Annotated in this window: 19 protein-coding genes and 1 pseudogene; 13 read left to right on the top strand and 7 right to left on the bottom strand. The window is 63.8% G+C overall.

The features are described 5' to 3' along the window. Positions 1–15: 15 nt before the first annotated feature. The 3 genes from guaB to ACFDR6_RS09405 all read left to right on the top strand — a co-directional run bounded on the left by guaB (position 16) and on the right by ACFDR6_RS09405 (position 3,253). Complete coding sequence (guaB, locus tag ACFDR6_RS09395) at positions 16–1,506, top strand: IMP dehydrogenase (protein ID WP_212086614.1); 1,491 nt, start codon at positions 16–18, stop codon at positions 1,504–1,506. Positions 1,507–1,757: 251 nt separating this feature from the next. Continuing rightward, on the top strand, positions 1,758–2,780 hold the full coding sequence (gene curA, locus ACFDR6_RS09400; protein WP_212086598.1) for an NADPH-dependent curcumin/dihydrocurcumin reductase: 1,023 nt from the start codon (positions 1,758–1,760) through the stop codon (positions 2,778–2,780). Between the two features lie 170 nt (positions 2,781–2,950). Further along, positions 2,951–3,253, top strand: a complete 303-nt coding sequence (locus tag ACFDR6_RS09405; RefSeq protein ID WP_317239846.1) for a hypothetical protein — start codon at positions 2,951–2,953, stop codon at positions 3,251–3,253. Between the two features lie 15 nt (positions 3,254–3,268). On the opposite strand, the gene ACFDR6_RS09410 is transcribed toward ACFDR6_RS09405, so the two are convergent. Together ACFDR6_RS09410 and ACFDR6_RS09415 are read right to left on the bottom strand one after the other, a co-directional pair. Beyond that, positions 3,269–4,111 carry a metallophosphoesterase family protein gene (locus tag ACFDR6_RS09410; RefSeq protein ID WP_375858116.1) on the bottom strand — a complete coding sequence of 281 codons (843 nt, stop codon included), beginning with the start codon at positions 4,109–4,111 and terminating at the stop codon, positions 3,269–3,271. 69 nt (positions 4,112–4,180) lie between these two features. Next, the gene (locus ACFDR6_RS09415) at positions 4,181–4,795 is read right to left on the bottom strand and encodes an acriflavin resistance protein (protein WP_375858117.1); all 615 of its coding nucleotides are present in this window, start codon (positions 4,793–4,795) and stop codon (positions 4,181–4,183) included. Between the two features lie 161 nt (positions 4,796–4,956). Between ACFDR6_RS09415 and ACFDR6_RS09420 the strand changes: the two genes are divergently transcribed. Then, a complete protein-coding gene (locus tag ACFDR6_RS09420) occupies positions 4,957–5,379 on the top strand; it encodes an MAPEG family protein (protein WP_212086591.1) in 423 nt (140 codons plus the stop codon). A gap of 36 nt (positions 5,380–5,415) precedes the next feature. Beyond that, positions 5,416–6,717, top strand: coding sequence for an RsmB/NOP family class I SAM-dependent RNA methyltransferase (locus ACFDR6_RS09425; RefSeq protein WP_375858118.1), 1,302 nt, complete (start codon positions 5,416–5,418; stop codon positions 6,715–6,717). A gap of 244 nt (positions 6,718–6,961) precedes the next feature. Here ACFDR6_RS09425 and ACFDR6_RS09430 read toward each other — a convergent pair whose 3' ends face one another. The 4 genes and pseudogenes from ACFDR6_RS09430 to ACFDR6_RS09445 form a co-directional block, all read right to left on the bottom strand. Continuing rightward, a complete protein-coding gene (locus tag ACFDR6_RS09430) occupies positions 6,962–7,171 on the bottom strand; it encodes a cold-shock protein (protein ID WP_008141931.1) in 210 nt (69 codons plus the stop codon). Positions 7,172–7,435: 264 nt separating this feature from the next. Then, complete coding sequence (locus ACFDR6_RS09435) at positions 7,436–7,768, bottom strand: DHCW motif cupin fold protein (protein ID WP_375858119.1); 333 nt, start codon at positions 7,766–7,768, stop codon at positions 7,436–7,438. A 109-nt stretch (positions 7,769–7,877) separates the two neighbouring features. After that, positions 7,878–8,987: an endonuclease/exonuclease/phosphatase family protein gene (locus ACFDR6_RS09440; RefSeq protein WP_317239842.1), complete on the bottom strand. Its 1,110-nt coding sequence runs from the start codon at positions 8,985–8,987 to the stop codon at positions 7,878–7,880. A gap of 153 nt (positions 8,988–9,140) precedes the next feature. Further along, a pseudogene (locus ACFDR6_RS09445) lies at positions 9,141–9,512 on the bottom strand (nuclear transport factor 2 family protein). Between the two features lie 148 nt (positions 9,513–9,660). Between ACFDR6_RS09445 and guaA the strand changes: the two are divergent. The 8 genes from guaA to ACFDR6_RS09485 all read left to right on the top strand — a co-directional run bounded on the left by guaA (position 9,661) and on the right by ACFDR6_RS09485 (position 20,327). Beyond that, positions 9,661–11,259 carry a glutamine-hydrolyzing GMP synthase gene (gene guaA / locus ACFDR6_RS09450; protein WP_317239840.1) on the top strand — a complete coding sequence of 533 codons (1,599 nt, stop codon included), beginning with the start codon at positions 9,661–9,663 and terminating at the stop codon, positions 11,257–11,259. Positions 11,260–11,280: 21 nt separating this feature from the next. Beyond that, positions 11,281–11,649, top strand: a complete 369-nt coding sequence (locus ACFDR6_RS09455; protein WP_375858120.1) for a DUF2200 domain-containing protein — start codon at positions 11,281–11,283, stop codon at positions 11,647–11,649. A 168-nt stretch (positions 11,650–11,817) separates the two neighbouring features. Further along, positions 11,818–13,125 (top strand): cation:proton antiporter, encoded by a 1,308-nt coding sequence (locus ACFDR6_RS09460; RefSeq protein WP_375858121.1) that lies wholly within the window; start codon positions 11,818–11,820, stop codon positions 13,123–13,125. Between the two features lie 253 nt (positions 13,126–13,378). Beyond that, the gene (locus ACFDR6_RS09465; RefSeq protein ID WP_375847693.1) at positions 13,379–14,821 is read left to right on the top strand and encodes a cytochrome ubiquinol oxidase subunit I; all 1,443 of its coding nucleotides are present in this window, start codon (positions 13,379–13,381) and stop codon (positions 14,819–14,821) included. Further along, a complete protein-coding gene (cydB, locus tag ACFDR6_RS09470) occupies positions 14,818–15,828 on the top strand; it encodes a cytochrome d ubiquinol oxidase subunit II (protein WP_375858122.1) in 1,011 nt (336 codons plus the stop codon). The genes ACFDR6_RS09465 and cydB overlap by 4 nt, the downstream gene beginning before the upstream one ends. Positions 15,829–16,231: 403 nt before the next feature. Continuing rightward, positions 16,232–16,450 carry a PIN domain-containing protein gene (locus ACFDR6_RS09475; protein WP_375858123.1) on the top strand — a complete coding sequence of 73 codons (219 nt, stop codon included), beginning with the start codon at positions 16,232–16,234 and terminating at the stop codon, positions 16,448–16,450. A gap of 439 nt (positions 16,451–16,889) precedes the next feature. Continuing rightward, positions 16,890–18,956 carry a TonB-dependent siderophore receptor gene (locus tag ACFDR6_RS09480; protein ID WP_375858124.1) on the top strand — a complete coding sequence of 689 codons (2,067 nt, stop codon included), beginning with the start codon at positions 16,890–16,892 and terminating at the stop codon, positions 18,954–18,956. Positions 18,957–19,073: 117 nt separating this feature from the next. Further along, positions 19,074–20,327, top strand: a complete 1,254-nt coding sequence (locus ACFDR6_RS09485; protein WP_375858125.1) for a serine hydrolase domain-containing protein — start codon at positions 19,074–19,076, stop codon at positions 20,325–20,327. Positions 20,328–20,598: 271 nt separating this feature from the next. On the opposite strand, the gene ACFDR6_RS09490 is transcribed toward ACFDR6_RS09485, so the two are convergent. Continuing rightward, positions 20,599–20,958: a cupin domain-containing protein gene (locus tag ACFDR6_RS09490; protein ID WP_317239831.1), complete on the bottom strand. Its 360-nt coding sequence runs from the start codon at positions 20,956–20,958 to the stop codon at positions 20,599–20,601. Positions 20,959–21,017: the final 59 nt, after the last annotated feature.

A 21,017-nucleotide genomic window follows, 5' to 3' on the forward strand; every position in this document is an offset into this window, starting at 1 on the left:
GGAAGGAGTTGGCACATGGCCACGGTACAACCAGGCATTCGCGAAGCCTTTACGTTCGACGACGTGCTGTTGAAGCCGGGCCTGTCGGACGTCATGCCGGGCGAGGTCGATATCCGCTCCCGTGTCACCCGCGCCATTCCGCTCAACATCCCGATCATGGCCTCTGCCATGGACACCGTCACCGAATCCCGCATGGCGATCGCCATGGCGCAGGCCGGCGGCCTCGGCGTCATCCACCGCAATTTCGATCCCGAAGGGCAGGCCGCCCAGGTGCGGCAGGTCAAGCGCTACGAGTCGGGCATGGTGGTGAACCCGCTGACCATCAGCCCCGAGGCGTCGCTCGACGATGCGCTCAAGCTGATGAGCGATCACGGCATCTCCGGCATTCCCGTCGTCACCGGCGCCGGCAAGAACATTCCGGGCAAGCTGGTCGGCATCCTCACCAATCGCGACGTGCGCTTTGCCACCGACCGTCGGCAAAAAGTCTCCGAGCTGATGACGCATGAAGGCCTCGTCACGGTGCGCGAGAACGTCAGCCAGGACGAGGCGCGGCGGATGCTGCATCAGCATCGCATCGAGAAGCTGCTCGTGGTCGACGAGCAATATCGCTGCGTCGGCCTGATCACCGTCAAGGACATGGAGAAGGCGGTCGCCCATCCGCTCGCCTGCAAGGATGCGCAGGGGCGCCTGCGCGTCGCCGCCGCAACCACCGTCGGCGACACCGGCTTCGAGCGTACCGAGCGGCTGATCGACGCCGGCGTCGATCTCGTCGTCGTCGACACCGCGCACGGCCATTCCCGGCACGTGCTGCATGCGGTGAACCGCATCAAGCGTCTCTCCAATTCCGTGCAGGTCGTTGCCGGCAACGTCGCCACCACCGAAGGCGCACAGGCGCTGATCGACGCGGGCGCGGACTGCATCAAGGTCGGCATCGGCCCGGGCTCGATCTGCACCACGCGCATCGTCGCCGGCGTCGGCGTGCCGCAACTCACCGCGATCATGGACGCGGTGGAAGCCGCGAAGAAGGCCGATATCCCCGTCATCGCCGACGGCGGCATCAAGTTCTCCGGCGACCTCGCCAAAGCGCTCGCCGCCGGTGCCGACATCGCGATGGTCGGCTCGCTGCTCGCCGGCACCGACGAGACACCCGGCGAAGTCTTCCTGTGGCAGGGCCGTTCCTACAAGGCCTATCGCGGCATGGGCTCGGTCGGCGCGATGGCGCGCGGCTCGGCCGACCGCTACTTCCAGCAGGACATCAAGGACACGCTCAAGCTCGTGCCCGAAGGCATCGAGGGCCAGGTGCCCTACAAGGGTCCGGTCGGCAACGTCATGCACCAGCTCGCCGGTGGCCTCCGTGCCGCGATGGGCTATGTCGGCGCAAAGGACATGAAGGAGCTGCACGAGAAGGCGAATTTCGTCCGCATCACCGGCGCCGGCCTGCGCGAAAGCCACGTCCACGACGTGACGATTACGCGCGAGAGCCCGAATTACCCGGGCGCGAGCTAGTACCTCCGATCTCGTGCCCCGGACGCGGCGCAGCACCTCTTCGGTGATGCCCTGCAGAGCCGGGGCCCACGTCTCCGCATCTGTCCTGTTGCTATCTGGCTCCAGGCTCTGCGCAGCAACGTTTCACGTTGCAGCGCGTCCGGGACACGCGAGCTGTGCGAGCCGCTGCGTCCAATCGCTCCTTCGCTTTTGTATTGACGCGCCTCGCTGCCTCCGCTTCCGTTCACGCCGAAACACATTCGGAGGAAGCCATGTCCCAAGCCAAGCGCATCGTTCTCGCCGCGCGTCCCGTCGGCGAACCCAAACCGTCCGATTTCCGCATCGAGGAATTCGCAGTCCCGACACCGGGCCAGGGCGAAGTCCTGCTGCGCACCATCTGGCTGTCCCTCGATCCCTATATGCGCGGGCGCATGAGCGAAGGGCCCTCCTACGCGGCTCCAGTGCCGATCGGCGGGGTGATGGAAGGCGAGGCGGTCAGCGAGGTCGCGGCGTCCAACAATCCCGACTTCGCCAAAGGCGACATCGTGCGCATCCGTTCCGGCTGGCAGACGCATGCGATCTCCAACGGCAAGGGCCTGGCCAAGGTTGATCCCAAGCTCGGTCCGATCTCGACCTCGGTCGGCGTGCTCGGCATGCCCGGCATGACCGCCTACACGGGCCTGCTCGACATCGGCAAGCCGCAAGCCGGCGAGACCGTCGTCGTTGCCGGTGCGTCCGGCGCGGTCGGCTCGGCCGTCGGCCAGATCGCGAAGATCAAGGGCGCCCGTGCGGTCGGCATCGCCGGCGGCAAGGACAAGTGCGATTACGTGGTGAAAGAGCTCGGCTTCGACGCCTGTATCGATCATCGCGATCCCGATCTCGCCGCGAAACTGAAGGACGCCTGCCCGAAGGGCATCGACGTCTATTTCGAGAATGTCGGCGGCGCCGTGTTCGAGGCGGTGTTCCCGCTGCTCAACCCGTTCGCCCGCGTGCCGGTCTGCGGCCTGATCGCGCACTACAACGACACCGAGGCCAAGCCGCCGAAATGGGCCGCATCCATGATGCGCGCGACGCTGACCAAGCGGCTGACCTTTCGCGGTTTCATCGTCTCCGACTTCGCAGCCCGCCATGGCGACTTCCTGCGCGACATGTCGGCCTGGGTCCGCGACGGCAAGGTCAAATACAAGGAGTTCGTCACCGAGGGCCTGGAGAGCGCGCCCGGCGCCTTCATGGGGCTGCTGAAGGGCGCCAATTTCGGTAAGCAGCTGGTCCGGGTCGGGCAAGACAAGGCCTAGTACGACAAGGACTGGGACTCCCGTGGCTCCGAGGCCACATGCGGCGTGCAGATAGTTAAGAAAGAGTCACCAAATGGTCACACCTCATGGCAAAAGCCGCGTGTGTGACCGTCCGTTCATTGACGCGCCGACGAAGGCATTGAATCATCGCGCATATTTCAGGTGCTGCGATGTTAGAGATTGGTATTTTCTGTGTAATCCTGCTTGCTGCCGGCTATTGGGTGGCGATGTTCGTCATGGGCCGCCATGACGACGTCATTCACGGCAAGTTCGTGCGCTCCGAGGAGGACGGCGAATTTGCGCGACCTGCAGTGCCGGCACCGCCCCCGCCGCCGTTCCCGAAGCGTCCGCTCAAGACGGCCCAGCCTGCCAGGCGGCCGGTTGCCAATGATCTGGCGGGCAAGCCGGTGAACAGCGCGGCGCTGCAATCCTTGCTCGCCGCGATCCAGCAGGACCTCAAGAGCGTCGCTTGAGTCGATCGGCGCGCCTCAATGCTCGCCGCCCATCTGGGCGAGGAGCTCTTCGATGTCGACATCGACCTGGCCTGCGGCCCTGACGTGGCGAACCTCGAAACTGTCGGGCCGGAAGCGATACTCGACCAGGCCGACCTCCTTGATCGCGATGCGATCCTGGCGCTGGTCGTTGATGACGAAGCCGGCCGATGGCGCCCAGACATGGCGGGTGTGGCGGTAGCTGAAATCGCGCCGCTGGTGCACGTGGCCGCTGGCGATGAGACGCAGATCGACGCGCTCAAACATCTCGATCAACCGCGCCCGTGCCGGCTGCGGCACGTAGCGGATCGAGGTCTCAGGCAGCTCGGGATCGTCGGGCAGGTTGAGAAACACCGGCTTGTGCAGGAACAGCGCGACCGGTTTGCCGTTCGTCTGCGCGATCTCGGATGCCAGCCAGTCGAACTGTTCTGCCTCGAAGGCGAGCCCTGAATTCATCACCAGTGAGTTGAGGCCGATGAAGCGCCAGCCTGCGGCCTCGAACGACCAATGGTCTTCGCCGATGATGTCGCAGAATTGCCGGCGGTGCGCTTCGCTGACCGGCGGCTTCGGCGCCGGCCCGATCGCGGTCGGATTGTCGCCGATGTCGTGATTGCCGGGGAGGTAGCGGCACGCGACGGGCAGTGCGTCATGCAGGCCTTTTGCGAAGACGACATCCTCGCGGCTGGTCGGCCCGTCGAAGGCGACGTCGCCGCTGTTGACGACGAGGTCGGGCCTGTCGGCGTCGATGTGCTCGCAAACGCGATGGAAGTTGGCGACGAGGCCAGGGAAGCGGCGGCCGAGATGGGTGTCGGAAATCTGCGTCAGGCGAAATTCGGACATGCGATCATCCTACCCCTTGTCGCGCGTCGGAACGATGACGGCGCCGGCATGGATCGCAACGAACAAAGTTTAAAGCACGCGGTAGCGGATCGTGTACGCGTCCTGCGGCGCCACGGGGCCGGCGAGCGGCGAGGCGATGCGGTCGGCGAGGTGCCAGGGGCCGAACTGCTCGGAGCGATGCGGCTCGGCCGGCAGTCGGAGACGGAACTCGAAAATGCCTTTGCCCGGCGCGTTCACGACCAGCACGCGGTCCGCGGTGCGGTGGTTGAGCGCAACCGCGCCGCGCAGCATCGTGCGGCCGTCGGAGAGGTCGCGCACGCCGTCGACCAAGGCCAGCGTCTGGTTACGATCGGTGTGCAACTCGATCTGGGTGTCGGTCGCGGCCGTCAGCATCTCCCGGGGCATGCGGATCTCGAACTCGATCGCGGGCTTGGACGGGTTGAGGCCGAGATAGGCCAGCGCAGCATGGCGCATGTCGTAGGCGGCAAAGGCGAACAGGGCGACCGCGGCGAGCACGCCAAGGCCATGTCTGGCAACGTCCCGCCAGGTCCGGTAGCTCAGGCGGAAATAGACCGTCATCGCCAGCGCGACCGCGAGCGCCATCGCGATCCCTGATAGCGCCGACATCAGGATGCCGATCCGGCCGTCGGCGGATTCGGTCCAAAGGCTGGTCAGGATGGTCATGGCGCCGTCTCGCCTTGGGGCCCTCGAAACGGGCCGAAATCGCTTTAATGATCGGTGGTTGGTCGTAAGACCGGGAAGGCCGGTTCAACTGGTTGATTGTCAGGACGAGGAGCGGCGGCTAATGGACGGTCCGGCGACCTCCGCCGGATGGGAAAGCTCAGATGTCCGTTCAAATGGTCTTGCTGCCGGTCTTCGTCCAGATCGGGCTCACCTTCGCGCTTCTGATCGGCATGGTGCTCGCACGCCGCAAGACGCTGGTCGCAGGCGAGACGAAGATCCGCGACATTGCGCTGGGCGAGCCGAACTGGCCCAAGGGCGCCACACAAATCGCCAATTGCTACCGCAACCAGTTCGAGCTGCCGGTGCTGTTCTATGTCCTGATCGCGCTGGCCTTGCCGCTGCGCCGCGCCGATCTCTTCATCGTGCTGATGTCCTGGGTGTTCGTGGTGACGCGCTTTGCCCATGCCGGGGTCTTCGTCTCCTCCAACGATCTCGGCCGGCGCTCCATGGTCTGGCTCGCCGGCGTGCTCGTGCTGCTGGCGATGTGGATCTACTTCGCCCTGAAGCTCTTGTTGCTGATCTAGGCGCTTGCCCGCCGATTTTGATCTGAAAGATTGAGAATGACCCCCGCTGCCCGGCTGTCCGCAGCCATCGAACTCATCGACACCATCGAGAAGGACCGCGTGCCCGCGGCCAAGGCGCTGAAGGAGTGGGGCACCGCGCACCGCTTTGCCGGTTCCGGTGACCGTGCCGCCATCGCCGGCCTGGTCTGGGACGTGCTGCGCCGCTACGCCTCGAGCGCGTTCCTGATGGATTCCGACACCGCGCGTGCCAGGCTGATCGGCATGCTCCGGCTCGAGCGCAACATGGACGGGGCGACGATGGACGCCTTGTTCGACGGTAGCCGCTTTGCGCCGGCGCCGCTGACCGAGGCCGAGCAGGCGGCGCTCAGCGATCGCTCCCTCGAGGAAGCGCCGCCAGCGATCGCCGGCGACTATCCCGAATGGCTGGATCCCCACCTTGCAAAAGTGTTCGGCGAGGACCGCGCCGCCGAGGCGGCCGCGATGGCGAGCCGGGCGCCGCTGGACCTGCGCGTCAACACGCTAAAATCCAATCGCGAGAAGGCGCTGGCGTCGCTTGCTCATCTTCATGCGAAACCGACGCCATGGTCGGCAACGGGTCTGCGCATCGAGCTTTCGGCCGATGCGCGCAATCCCGGCATTCAGGCCGAGGAGCTTTTCATCAAGGGTGGAATCGAGGTCCAGGATGAGGGATCGCAGCTTGCGGCCCAATTCACCGCGGCAAAGCCCGGCGAGCAGGTGATCGACCTCTGCGCCGGCGCGGGCGGCAAGACGCTGGCGCTCGCCGCCCTGATGCAGGGCAAGGGCCGGCTGATCGCGACCGATCGCGACAAGCGCCAGCTCGCGCCGATCTACGAACGGCTGTCGCGCGCCGGCGTCCACAACGCCGATGTCCGCACGCCCAAGGGCGACGCCGATCCGCTGGCCGATATAAGCAGCACGGCCGACCTCGTCGTGATCGATGCGCCCTGCACGGGAACCGGAACATGGCGCCGCAATCCCGACGCCAAATGGCGCATGCGGCCGGGCGCGCTGGAGATCCGCCTGCGTGACCAGGCTGAGGTGCTGGAGCGCGCGATGCCACTGGTGAAGGCCGGCGGCCGCATCGCCTACATCACCTGTTCGGTGCTGTCGGAAGAGAATGGCGAGCAGGTGAGGGCATTCGTCGGCCGCCACCCCGAGTTTTCGGTGACGCCGCCCGAGCAGACCGCAAGTGTGCTCTGGGACAAGGCGGAGGCTTTCGCGGAGGCGGCGCTCCGATCGGACGAGGGCTGGCTGTTGACGCCGCGCCGCACGGGAACCGACGGGTTTTTCGTCTCGGTGTTGAAGAAGGTCTCGTAGGTCGGCAAAGCGAAGCGTGCCCACGATTTTGCCCATTGCTGAAAGGTGGTGGTCGCCGGCGCAAAGAGCACGCCTTTGCCAACCCTACGACGCTAACCGCTTACCTCCGTCATTGCGGGTTCGCCTTGCGGGCACGCCGGAATGACGGCAAAAAAACAAAAGCCCCGCGACCGGATCCCGGTCGCGGGGCCTTGGAGCTCTGACGTTCTGCCGGTACGTCCGTGGTCAGAACGCTGCGCGGGCGTTAGCCGACGCGGAGATTGTCAGCCGACGACTTGCCGCTGCGGCGGTCGGCGACGATGTCGAACGAGACCTTCTGGCCCTCGTTGAGGGAGGAGAGGCCAGCGCGCTCGACGGCGCTGATGTGCACGAACACGTCCTTCTGGCCGTCGTCCGGCTGGATGAAACCATAACCCTTTTGGGTGTTGAACCACTTCACGGTGCCCATAGCCATGGGAATTTCCTTTAGTTAGTTAGAGAGAGTACGCACGTGGACCGGTACGCAGCATTGCGCCCATAGCCCTGTTCAGTCGATGTTTGGAGAAGTCATCTGAAGCGTGCGCGCCCGTCAGCAACGAAGCGAAGCGGCCCAGTCGTTCGGCCAAGATCGATGATCACAATATAGCGAGAATTTGGGGCCAGTTCAAGGCACCACCCGTGGCCCGGGATCTCACGCGACTTTTCTATTTTGCGGTGCAAAGTCACCGTCGGGTGCATGTCAGTCCACGATGAAGAGCGTGGCGCCGGTCGCGGTGGAGGAGCGGTGCGCGGCGTCGCCGAAATCCGAGACCTGGTAGCTCATGCCCGCCGTGAGCTTGAATGTGCGCCCGTCACGCAGCTCGCTGTCGATCTCGCCCTTCAGCACAAAGAGCACGTGGCCGCGATCGCACCAATGGTCGGCCAGGTAGCCCGGCGAATACTCCACCATCCGCACCCGGAGGTCGCCGATATTGAGCGTGCGCCACAACGCCTGTCCGCTCTCGCCGGGGTGCGTGGTCGCCTCGACCTTGCTCCAGTCTGTGACGGTGAAGGGGGAGGCGGGGAGTTTCATGCGGGAGAATCCGGTCAGTGCGGTTGTGCAGTCTCCCTGATAGCTGCAAACGCGAGAGTCGCAAGCCGTCAGCGCCGGCCAAAAGGAGCTGGCGCCGATGGACGTGCTGCTAGATGTCGAGCTCGGCCCAGATTGCGGCATGGTCGGAGGCGGCCTCGATTTCCCTGGTGATTGTCGGAAAATGAGGAAACAAGTCGCCGTTCTTGCCGCCCCAGACGCCCATGCGGAAGATGCCGCCGGCGGTCGCCTTGTCGAACAGGGCCGGTGACAGCAGGATGTAGTCGATCTTGTTCGACGCGGTGCCGTTCTTGAACGTGCCGGGACGGCCGCCATCCTCGAACCCGTCGAGCTCGCTGATGTCCTTCAGCCCGGTTTGATGAAACAGCGGGCTCATCGGATCGCTGTCCGGCGTGTCGTTGAGGTCGCCGATCACCGCGATGAAATCATGCTTCTGGCGGAGCTGGCGATAGATGGTCGCGGTGCGTGAGGCCTGACGCTTGCGCTTGGTGTTCGACGTCGCCTGGGAGCCGAATCCCTTGCTCTTGAAGTGATTGGCGAGGACGATGAGCGAATTTCCCGCCGCCGTCTGGATCTCGAATTGCGCGCAATCCCGGCTGAAGATGAGGCCGTCCTCGTCCTCGTCATCGACGTGGCTCGCGATCGAGACGATATCGAATTTCTTCCTGGTCATGAGGCCGACGTCGATGCCGCGGTCGTCATTGCCGTCGATCAGCATGATGTGGTCGTAGGACGTTGCCTCGACGGAGGGCATCACGTCCTTGCAGAACCGGACGAGGGCAGGCCGGCTTTCCGCTTCCACCACGCCGAGCACGTCCGCATCGATCTCCTTCATGACCCGCGCAGTGTTGCGTGTTGCCTCTTCGTTGACCTGCTCCACCGTCAGATCGACCCATCCGATCCAGTCGTCCCGTCCGTCTGCAACGACCTGGATCGGTCCGCTTTGCGGTCGCTTGACGAGATGGCCGCGATTCTGGCGCAGGATCGCGTATTTGTTCTCGTCCGACTTCTTGAGGCCGAGCACACCCAGCAGCTCGACGATCTTCTTCTTGTCGTTCGCAGTGTATTTGTCCTTGCCGAGGATGGCGTTGATGTCGGCCTGCGCCTTCAGGATGGTCCTGCCTTCCTCCGAGAAGCCGGGACCGCTGAGCGCACGTGCGCGCATGAAAAGGTTTTCAACGTTGAAGGATGCGAGCTTCATGAAAATCTCCCGGGGATGAAAAACGAAATTCAATCAATGGTAGAGATTATCAAAAGCCTCGCATTAAGTCGAGGCGCGCGGATGGTCGCAGGGCCGCGCGCGGTGCGCGGCGCCGGCCTTCGTCATAGTGTCACAATCGAGTAGCGGTGATCGTCACTCCGCCAGATGGTTCGCCGATCCCTGCACGATCTTTCCGGCCGCATCGACGCGCAGATACTCGCAGATCTTCTTCCCGCGCTCATTCGCGTAAAACACCACGACGCTGTCGGGGCTCACAAACAATTCGATCAGCGAGAAGTGCAGTTCCGGCACGAGCCCGAGCGCCTTGCCCCAATAGGCGCGCTAGGCGTCCTTGCCGCACAACGTTCCGCTGGCGTCGAACCCCAGCGCCGGGATGCGGTCCGAGGTCATCACGGCCGCCTCGTCATAGAGCGTGAGCACGCGCTCGAGGTCGCGCGAATTCCAGGCCTCGATCCAGGTCCGGCCGAGGGCGGCGAGCGTCGATGGCTGGTGGTACTGTGGCACAAGCGTTCTCCCTGATCGCCCCTGTTTGATAGCGGAGCATAATGGGTCAATATTACTTACCTATATCCGTTTGTCCATGCTCAAAGAAGCATGTGGGCGCGCAGCTACCGCGGTTGCGGGCCGGGCCGCGCCAGCGTATTTGCTGGCCATGACAGCAGCACAGAACGACCGCTCCGCGTCGACGCCCTCGGTGGCCTCGGCGCACGACAAGATTCTCATCGTCGACTTCGGCAGCCAGGTGACGCAGCTGATCGCGCGTCGCGTGCGCGAGGACGGCGTCTATTGCGAGATCGTCCCGTTCAACAAGGCCGAAGCCGCCTTCAACGAGATGAAGCCGAAAGCGGTGATCCTCTCCGGCGGCCCTGAATCGGTGCACGAGGCCGGTTCGCCCCGCGCGCCGCAAGCCATCTTCGATTCCGGCGTGCCCGTGATGGGCATCTGCTACGGCCAGATGACCATGGCGGCCCAACTCGGCGGCACCGTCGAGGGCGGCCATCACCGCGAGTTCGGCCGCGCCGATGTCGAGGTCAAGGCCGAGAGCCAGCTGTTCGCGGACGTCTGGTCGTCAGGCAGCAAGAACCAGGTCTGGATGAGCCATGGCGACCGCATTACGAAGATGCCGCCGGGCTTCTCCGTCGCCGGCACCTCGCCGAACGCGCCGTTCGCGATCATCCAGGACGAGACACGCAAATATTACGGCCTGATGTTCCACCCCGAAGTGGTGCACACGCCCGACGGCGCCCAGCTCATCCGCAATTTCGTGCGCAAGATCGCAGGCCTGTCCGGCGACTGGACCATGCGCGCCTTCCGCGAGGAGGAGATCGCAAAGATCCGCGCGCAGGTCGGCAAGGGCAGGGTGATCTGCGGCCTCTCCGGCGGCGTCGATTCCGCCGTCGCAGCCGTGCTGATCCACGAAGCCATCGGCGACCAGCTCACATGCGTGTTCGTCGATCATGGCCTGATGCGGCTCAACGAGGCCGAGCAGGTCGTCGACCTGTTCCGCCACCACTACAACATCCCGCTCGTGCACGTGGACGCCTCGAAGCAGTTCTTGGGCGAGCTCGAAGGCATCACCGATCCCGAAACCAAGCGCAAGACCATCGGTCGCCTCTTCATCGAGGTGTTCGAAGCGGAAGCCAAGAAGATAGGCGGCGCCGATTTCCTCGCGCAGGGTACGCTCTATCCTGACGTGATCGAGAGCGTCTCCTTTACCGGCGGACCTTCCGTCACGATCAAGTCGCACCACAATGTCGGCGGCCTGCCTGAACGCATGAACATGAAGCTCGTCGAGCCGCTGCGCGAGCTGTTCAAGGACGAGGTGCGCAAGCTGGGGCGCGAGCTCGGCCTTCCCGAAATCTTCGTCGGCCGCCACCCGTTCCCCGGCCCGGGCCTCGCCATCCGCTGCCCTGGCGATATCACCCGCGACAAGCTCGACATCCTGCGCAAGGCCGATGCCGTCTACATCGACCAGATCCGCAAGCACGGCCTCTACGACGAGATCTGGCAGGCCTTTGCCGTGCTGCTCCCGGTGAAGACGGTCGGTGTCATGGGCGACGGCCGCACGTATGATTATGTGGTCGGCCTGCGCGCCGTCACCTCGACCGACGGCATGACCGCCGATTTCTACCAGTTCGACATGAAGTTCTTAGGAGAGACCGCCACGCGCATCATCAACGAGGTGAAGGGCGTGAACCGGGTGGTGTATGACGTTACGAGCAAGCCGCCTGGGACGATTGAGTGGGAGTAGGGAAAAGCCCTTCGAGGACGCATGGCGCACAAAATTTACATGATGAGTTTTGCGAGCGTCTATCCGCACTACGTCGCGAAGGCAGAGAAGAAGGGGCGCACGAAGGCGGAGGTCGATGAGATCATCTGCTGGCTGACCGGCCATACGCGGAAGACACTGGACAAGGAACTCGCCAAGAAAACCTCCTTTGAGGATTTCTTCGCTCAGGCCCCTCGCATGAATGCCTCGCGTTCGCTCATCACGGGCACGATCTGCGGCGTCCGCGTCGAAAATATCGAAGAACCGATCATGCGCGAAATCCGGTATCTCGACAAACTGGTCGACGAACTCGCCAAGGGCAAAGCGATGAAAACGATCCTCCGGAGCAAGGTGGCTGCCGCGTCGAGCTGAGCAGTCGATCGAGGATGGTCCGCATCCTGAAGCCGTGACTTATCGGGCGGCTTTTCCAGACCACGCAGCTGCTGCGCCGGCTCGCCGAAAATGCTCGATAGGGCTCGACGGGCCACAGAATCCCAATCCCCGTGTGAACTGTTCAGAGCTCTGCGGCGTTGAAGGACGGTGCAAGTCTCCTCCTTAGCCCCAGAGCCATACATTCTGATCCTGACGGGAGCGGGCCTGCTGATCGCGCTGGTCGCCTGGCTACCACTCGTCCTAAAGCGGCTGCCCCTGTCTCTGCCGATCGTCTGCATCGGGATCGGAGCTGCGATCTTCTCGCTGCCGGCAGTCACGTTTCGGCCGCTGCCGCTCGATTACCCCGACTTCACCGAGCGTTTCACCGAGTTCGTTGTGATCATTGCGCTGATGGGGGCCGGCTTGAAGCTCGATCGCCCGTTCAGTTGGCGGAAGTGGGGCGTCACCTGGCGATTGCTGGCGATCACAATGCCGATTGGAATCCTCGCAATCACGGCAATGGGAGGGTGGTTGCTGGGCCTGTCCTGGATCGCAGCACTGCTGTTGGGGGCAAGCCTGGCGCCGACCGATCCGGTGCTCGCATCCGACGTTCAGGTCGGGCCTCCGAAGACCGGGGAAGAGGATGAGGTTCGCTTCGGGCTGACATCCGAGGCAGGCTTGAACGACGGCTTCGCCTTCCCGTTCGTGAATCTTGCGATCGCCCTCAGTTTGGCGACGGCAACGGGGGAACCCTGGGCCGGGCAGTGGCTGCTCCACAATGTGCTGTGGGAGATTGGCGCCGGCCTCATCGGCGGCTGGCTCATTGGTCGGCTGTTCGGCTGGCTCACCTTCCACGTTACCAGCGACACGAAGCTGTCGAAGACGGGAGACGGTCTCATCGCGATCGCGGCCACGTTCGTTTCCTACGGTGTGACCGAACTGATCCACTGCTACGGCTTCCTTGCCGTTTTCGTCACCGCACTGACGCTACGCCGATCGCACCGCGATCACGAATTCAACCGACAAATGCACGACATCACCGAGCAGGTCGAGCGGCTAGCCATGATGGTCCTGCTGCTGCTGTTCGGCGGGGCACTGGTCAGCGGTTTGCTGCGCCCGCTACAGCTGGTGGACGTGGCGGCGGCGGCGGCGATGCTGCTCATCATCCGGCCGATCGGCGGCTTAATTGCGCTGGCCGGGTTCAAGGCCCGCTTTTCGGAGAAGATGACGCTGGCCTTTTTCGGAATCCGAGGTGTTGGCTCGTTCTACTATCTGGCCTATGGGCTCAACCATATGGAGATGGCCGACGGTGAGCGGATGTGGGCTATCGTTGGCCTCGTGGCGCTGTTGTCGATTCTGCTTCACGGACTGACTGTCACGCCGGTCATGCGACAACTCGACAGGAGTCAGGGCCGGGATCCAGACGCCGATGATGCGGCGCCACCGCCAAACGTGCAGAGACCGGCGTCGGCTTAGGATCGAACGATGCTCGGCAGCGGCGCTTCGCCCCCGCGAGCGCGCAGCTGCGCGTCGAACTCAATCGCAGCTCGCCGGCTGCAGGGGGGGGTAGGACATTCGGGCCTCTTGAGACCATGGTCTGCCGACGATACCCTCCAAGGACAGTGCGCGCAGAATGGTTACACCCTGGATCCGGATGATCGAGGCAGCTGGAACCCGCTTAAGTTGAAAGCGTTAGCTGCGGGCCGCACTTGATGACGGGGGCGGAGCTATGTCCGACTTACTGCCCAGCGCATTGGATCTTGCGCGCTTCCAGTTTGCCTTCACGGTGGTCTGGCACTTCCTGTTTCCGGCCTTCACCATCGGACTGGCGAGCTATCTTGCCGTGCTCGAAGGTCTGTGGCTGTGGACGGGCCGCGCCGCCTATCTCGATACCTATCGCTATTGGCTCAAGATTTTCGCTGTCGCCTTCGCCATGGGCGTGGTGTCGGGGATCGTCATGTCCTACCAGTTCGGCACGAACTGGTCGGTGTTCGCCGACAAGACATCGCCGGTGCTCGGACCGCTCCTTGGCTACGAAGTGCTGACGGCATTCTTTCTCGAGGCCGGCTTCCTCGGGGTGATGCTCTTTGGCCTTGGCCGCGTCGGTCCGCGCCTGCATTTCGTCGCGACCTGCTTCGTCGCGGGCGGCACCTTGCTCTCGGCGTTCTGGATTCTCGCCGCCAATTCCTGGATGCAAACGCCGACCGGGCATGCAATGGGACCGGACGGCCAGTTCATTCCGGAGAGCTGGTTCGCGATCATCTTCAATCCCTCGTTCCCCTATCGCTTCGCTCACACGGTAACGGCGGCTTACCTGACGACCGCGATGATCGTGGGGGCCGTGGGCGCCTGGCACCTTCTGCGGGACAGGATGAACGAACGCGCACGCATCATGTTTTCGATGGCGATGTGGATGGCCGCAATCGTGGCCCCGATGCAGCTTTTTATCGGCGATCTTCATGGCGTGAATTCGTATCACCACCAGCCCACCAAGGTTGCCGCCATGGAAGGCCACTTCGAGACCGAGCGCCGCGCGCCTTCCATCCTGTTCGGCATGCCGGATGCCGGAGCCGGGGTGACCCGCGGCCAAATCGCCATCCCCGGCTTCGCGAGCCTTTACCTGACGCACAGCCTCGATGGAGAGGTCAAGGGGCTCAAGGCTTTCCCGAAGGACACATGGCCGACCAACATTCCACTGGTCTTCTGGGCATTCCGCATCATGGTCGGCTTGGGTCTTCTGATGATCGCGCTGGGCGTCGCCTCGCTTTGGCTGCGCCGGCGCAACAGGCTCTACGACACGCCATGGCTACACCGCTTCGCCGTGGCCATGGGGCCGTCCGGGCTGATTGCGGTGACCGCTGGATGGACGGTGACAGAGGCCGGGCGACAGCCTTTCACCGTCTATGGATTGCTGAGGACCGCGGACAGCGTCGCGCCGATTGCCGCGCCGGCCGTCGCTGCATCACTCGCCGCATTCGTCGTCGTGTACTTCGTCGTGTTCGGCGCGGGTATCGCATATCTGTTTCACCTCTTCCGCCAGACGCCTGAAGCCGGCGAGCACGGACCGCCTCAAGGCCAGCCGGTGCGTACGGCGGGCATCACGCCGGCGCCAGGCCTGGTTAGTCGTGGGACGCACGGAGCAGAACCGAGGCAGGCGGGGATCAGTCCATGAGCATCGACCTCACACTGATTTGGGCGCTGCTGATTGCCACGGCCGTGTTGCTCTACGTGGTGATGGACGGCTTCGACCTCGGCGTGGGCATCCTGTTCCCGGCCGAGGCGGCGAGAGCCGACCGCGATGTCATGGTCAACTCAGTGGCACCGGTCTGGGATGGCAACGAAACCTGGCTCGTCCTGGGCGGCGGCGGATTGTTCGCCGTGTTTCCGCTGGCCTATGCGACCATCTTTCCCGCACTCTACATGCCGCTCATTCTGATGCTGCTCGCATTGGTGTTTCGCGGGGTGGCCTTCGAAATGCGGTTTCGGGCCCGCACATCCGCCGGTGAAGTATGGTGGGACCGCGCCTTTTCCTGGGGCAGCTTTGCCGCGGCGTTCCTCCAGGGCGTTTGCCTTGGCGCCATCGTGCAGGGCATCCGCGTGGAGGGGCGTGCTTACGCCGGCGGCTGGTGGGACTGGCTGACACCGTTCTCGATTCTGACCGGTGTTGCCCTCGTCGTCGGCTACGGCCTGCTCGGCGCATGCTGGCTGATATGGAAGACCGAAGGAGCGCTTCAGTCACGCTGCCGCAACTACGCACGCGTTCTCGGGTTTGCGACACTCAGCTTCATCGCCCTCATATCACTGATGATGGTCGTCCAAAGCGCGGCGTTTCGCGAGCGCTGGCTGACGCTGCCGAACATGCTTTACGCAGCGCCGGTGCCGATCCTTCTGGTCCTGCTGGCATGGCGCTTTCATCGCGCGCTCGCAAAGGGCGAGGATGGGATGCCGTTCCTGTGCGCGCTCGGCTTTTTCCTGCTTTCCTATGCCGGGCTGGGCATCAGCATGTGGCCGATGATCGTGCCGCCCTCGATCACGATCTGGCAGGCAGCCACGCATCCCAGCAGCCAGTTGTTCCTGCTCGTCGGCGCGGCGGTGCTGGTGCCGGTAATCCTCGTCTATACCGGATACGTCTATTGGCTGTTTCGCGGCAAGGTGCGGCACGGCGAGGGCTATCACTGATGCCGCGGGTGTCTCGCGCCTGGCGGCAGTGGCTATGGTTCGTTGCGCTGTGGGCCGCAGGTGTGGCCACGCTCTTCGTGATTGCGCTGCCGATTCGATGGCTGCTGAAGGCGGGATGAGGATTGGGTGGCGCGCAGGATCGGCAGGCCACCCATCTCTCGGCTATAAGTTGACAAGCGGCGTATGATACGTCCGACGTCGCGGCTTTCGGTGGCTATTTTTGCCTGCTCTGTTTGGGTTGTGGAAGGCGGTCCCAGCTTGACCGTCAGGCGCTACCTTCTGTTCGCTAGCCGAATGTTTGGACGATGGTTCTGCGGCGCGGCGCGTTGATTCTAGCTGCCTGTCTAACGTGCGGTCTCGAGGGCTGGTTAGGCGACTGGGGCCGTCCGACCCCTATCTGCCGATGATCAAAGGTGATCCGTTCGACACTGCGGCTGCGCCGCTTGCGGAAGAGTTATCGGATCGGGCTCGCGGGCAGGGGCATGCGCCGGGGTTTGCCGATATCATCATTGCTGCCACAGCGCGCCAGCATACGCTGACGATCCCGTCCCGCAACGTCAGGCACTTCGAGCCGCTCGGCGTACCCGTGCTCGATCTTTTCGGTGAATTGCCGCCGACCTGATTGTCTGACGCAGATGGATGCGTTGGCGCGGAAGCCGGATGAGGTTGTCGCATCGGCTGTCACGGATTATTCCGCGTGGCGCCCGTGAATTCTCCCGAAGCAGGCGCGACGTGCAACTTGGCGCATGCTGCGCTTGCAGCACCGGAGTCGCAACTATGTCACAGTCGCGACGAGAGAGCATTGTTTAGACCCATTCAACTTCGCTTCCCCGTCTCCGTGTGCCCATAAGTCAGCAGCTGAGCTTGTTCTCTAACCGGGGATTGGAATGCTGGGTTTGAATGCCGTGAGGCGTGGTTTTCTCGCGACCTGCAGTTTGTTTGTGTTGGATGCAGGCTTTGACGGCAAGAGTTACGCTCAAGCTCAGCTACCTCCAGTGACCGTTGAAGCTCCGGCGCAGGCCCGCCGCGCGCAAGCCGCGCGAGCTGGAGCCGCAAGCAGCGTGCGGCGACCGCCCCAACGCGCCAATCCACCACGGCCAGCACAGCTTGCGGCGGGAGCTCCGGCATCGGCCCCGACGCTGCAGAGCGCGATCGGTCCCGTGCAGGGCTTCGTCGCGACGCGCAGCGCCACCGGCACCAAGACAAACACGGCGTTGATCGAGACGCCGCAGTCCATCTCGGTCGTGACGCAAGATCAGATCCGCGACACCGGTGCGCGAACGGTCGGCGAGGCGTTGGCCTACACGGCCGGTGTGCAGACGCAGCCCTACGGTTTCGATCCCCGTTATGATCAGTTTCTGATCCGGGGATTTGCGGCCAACGTGTATGGCAATTATCGTGACGGCTTGCGGCAGGGCAATGGTTCGTTCGCCTATTTTCGCAACGAACCCTACGGAGCCGAGCGAATCGAGGTGATGCGCGGTCCGTCATCGGTGCTGTACGGCGCCAACGAAGCCGGCGGCATGGTGAACTATGTGAGCAAGATGCCGCTCGATAAGCGGTTCAATGAGGTCGGCCTCGATATCGGAAATTTCGATCGCTATCAGGGCAGGTTCGACTTCAGCGGGCCAACGCTCGACAACGACAAGCTGCTTTACCGCTTCACCGGCCTGGTGCGTGACAGCGGCACGCAAATCCCGGGGACCTGGGATGACCGCGTGTTTCTCGCCCCGAGCTTTACCGCCAAGCTGGGTGAGGATACGACACTCACCGTGCTGGCCGAGTATGAGCGCAGCAAGACCTCGATGTGGCCGTATTATCTGCGCAACCCGGTGACGGGCGTGGTCACCAATATTCGTCTCGGCGACCCCGCATTCGACGCGCTTACGCAATGGCAAACCTCGATCGGATACAGGCTCGACCATCGCATCAATGAGGCGCTGGCCTTCCGGCAGCATGTCCGAATCGGGCACGTGTCGTTCGAGGGCAACATGGTCGATGCTCTCAGCCTCTCGCCCGACGGGCGCACGCTCAACCGCTATGGTGCGACGTTCCGGGAGTGGCTGAACACGTTCAACGTCGATAATCAGATCGAGGCCAAGCTGGTCACAGGTCCGGTCAAGCATACGGTGCTCGCAGGCGTCGACTATTTCCGGCAAGGCACGACGCTTGACTATTATGCGGGCCTGGCGCCGTCGCTCGATCTGACCAATCCGTCCTATGGCAACTCGGCGCCGACGACCCCTCTGGGGCTGATGAGCGCCAACAGCCAAACGCTCGGCCAGGTCGGGCTCTACGCACAGGATCAGATGGCCTGGGGTGGCTGGCGGCTGACCATCGGCGGCCGGCAGGACTTTGCCGCGCTGTCGAACCGCAACGACCTTACGGGCGTGACGAGCGATAGCGCGCCCGGCAAGTTCACCGGCCGCGCCGGATTGTTGTATCTGTTCGAGTCCGGCCTTGCTCCTTATGTGAACTATGCGACGTCGTTTCTGCCGCTGACCGGCACGACGGCCCCACAGCGCGGCAGCACGCCGTTCGCGCCGACAACGGGTGAATCTTTCGAAGCCGGCATCAAATATCAACCTCTCGGCTGGAATAGCTACTTCACGGCGACCTGGTTCAACCTGACCAAGGACAACGTGCTGACCATCGATCCGGCCTTTCCCACCTTCTCGGTGCAGACCGGCCAAGTCCGATCGCGCGGCGCGGAGCTCGAAGCCGTGCTGTCGTTGGCCGAGGGACTCAAGGGCATCGCGTCCTACAGCTACACCGATGCGACCGTCACGCGCAGCAATGGCCTCGATCTCGGCAAGGTGCCGATCGGCGTGCCGTTGCAGCAGGCCGCGATTTTCCTCGACTACACCTGGCAGACCGGCCCGCTTGCAGGCTTTGGCATCGGTGCCGGTGCGCGCTGGATCGGGCAGACCTGGGCGGACGAGGTCAACACGATCAGAAATCCCGCCATCATGGCGTTCGATGCGGGGGCGCATTACGACTATCGCGGCATGCGGCTCGCCGTGAATGCGCGGAACCTGTCGGATGAACGCGTGCCGATCTGCAACGCCGGGACCTGCTCCTTCACGCAGGGACGGACCGTGCTCGGGAGTGCGACAGCGCGGTGGTGAAACGGATTTGCGCTGCGCCGTCCTGATCGGCGCGCAGGGACCCGGCGCAAACGTCGGATGTCCGTCACGTTCCGCCGTGATACGACATCCGCGTCGTCCTCTCCGGAGCTACCTTGCATGTCCACAGCGATCGCGCCCAGCCAACAGCTCGCCACCTCCACCGACCCCAACTCCCTCGGCTGGATGCGCGGTTTTCCCCCATCGTCCGACCGCACCATCACCTTCCAGGACGGCTCGTTCCGCAGCTTCCCCGAGCTGCGCTGGGCGTGGTCCAACATCCGCCAGCTCGTGCCGACGGTGAACGTCTGGCGCGGGGCGGGGCCGACGTCGGTGCTGCCGCGCGCGGAGCATGACATCGGCGCGGTCGCCTCGACCACGATGGATGGCCGGCCCATGACCTTTGAAAAGATGCTGGAGGAGACCTACACCGACGGCATCGCGGTGCTGCATCGGGGCAAGCTGATCTACGAGCGCTATTTTGGTGCGTTGAAGCCGCACAAGCCGCATATCGCGATGTCCGTGACGAAATCGTTCACCGGCGTGCTCGCAGGCATGCTGGTCGCCGAAGGCAGGATCGATCCGCAGGCGCCGGTCACCGACTACGTACCCGAGCTGAAGACGAGCGCGTTCGGGGACGCGCGCGTGCACGAGGTCATGGATATGACCACGGGGCTTCTCTACACCGAAGTCTATACCGACAAGAATTCTGATGTCTGGGGCCTGCGGCGGGCGAACGGCATGGCGCCGATCCCGCCGGACTACGACGGCGCGACCACCATCTTCGATTTTCTGATGGCGCAGACAAAGCAGGGCGAGCACGGCAAGGCCTTTGCCTACAAGACCGTCAACACCGACGTGCTCGCGTGGATCTGCCGCCGCGCCAGCGGCATGACCTTGTCCGACCTGCTGTCCGAGCGCATCTGGCAGCCGATGGGTGCGGAGGAGGATGCGCACTATCACGTCGACCGCATCGGCACCGAGAGCGGCGGCGGCGGGCTCTCCACGACACTGCGCGATCTGGCCCGCTTCGGCGAGACCATGCGCAATCACGGCTGCTTCAACGGCCGCCAGATCGTGCCATCACAAGTGGTCGAGGACATCGCGCGCGGCGGCGATCCCGAAAAATTCAAGCCGGCCGGCTACACCACGCTGCCGGGCGCGTCCTACCGCAATCAATGGTGGGTGACGCACAACGAACACGGTGCCTACATGGCGCGTGGCGTCCACGGCCAGGGCATCTACATCGATCCCAAGGCTGAAATGGTGATCGCGCGTTATGCATCGCATCCCATGGCGGGCAACGCCGCCAACGATCCCGTGACGCTGCCGGCCTACATGGCGTTGGCGAAGGCGCTGATGGCGGGCGGGTAGGACGTCGTACGTTCGCGCCTCACATTCGCTGTCATCGCCCGACTCGATCGGGCGATCCAGTATTCCAGAGACGGTTGTGATTGAGCCGAGGTGCCGCGGCGTACTGGGTCGCCCGGTCCCGGCTACGCCAAGGCTTCGCCGGGCTCTCGGTGTCGGGCCGGCGTAGCTTGAGCGAAGACGGCAAGCCGGGCGACGACAGCGGAAATCAACCATTGTCTCGTTCATTCACGCCAGACCGCATGATCAATCCAGCAGGTCTGGCCGTCAGCGGCTAACCGGCGCCGTCATGCGCCTCCTGCCAATGTGGATAGGTGACGTAGCCGGTGAGGGCGCCTTGCTCGTGTGAGCGGATCGTGACCGTCTCACCCTTCGGCATGTAGACGATCTCGCCGGGCCCCGCGGTGACGGTGCTGCCGCCGCTCGTGACCGAGAGCTTCCCCTCGATGACGAACATGACATCGTCGACCTTCATCGTTTCGTCCAGAGTCTGGTTCGGTGCGTAGCGCCCGTAGCCGATCGTGATCGGTCCGCCGTGTCGTTGGTCGACCATATTGCTGACGAAGATATCGGCGTCCTGTCCCGGCGAGCGTTCGAGCGAAGCATCGGAGATGGCGAATTTGCGAACTTTCATGAGGTTCTTCCGTCTTATGCCAGGCTTGGCGGGGTGGGACACCGATAGACGCCGAAACG

It is taken from the genome of Bradyrhizobium tunisiense, assembly GCF_042263385.1.
Classification (GTDB): domain Bacteria; phylum Pseudomonadota; class Alphaproteobacteria; order Rhizobiales; family Xanthobacteraceae; genus Bradyrhizobium; species Bradyrhizobium tunisiense.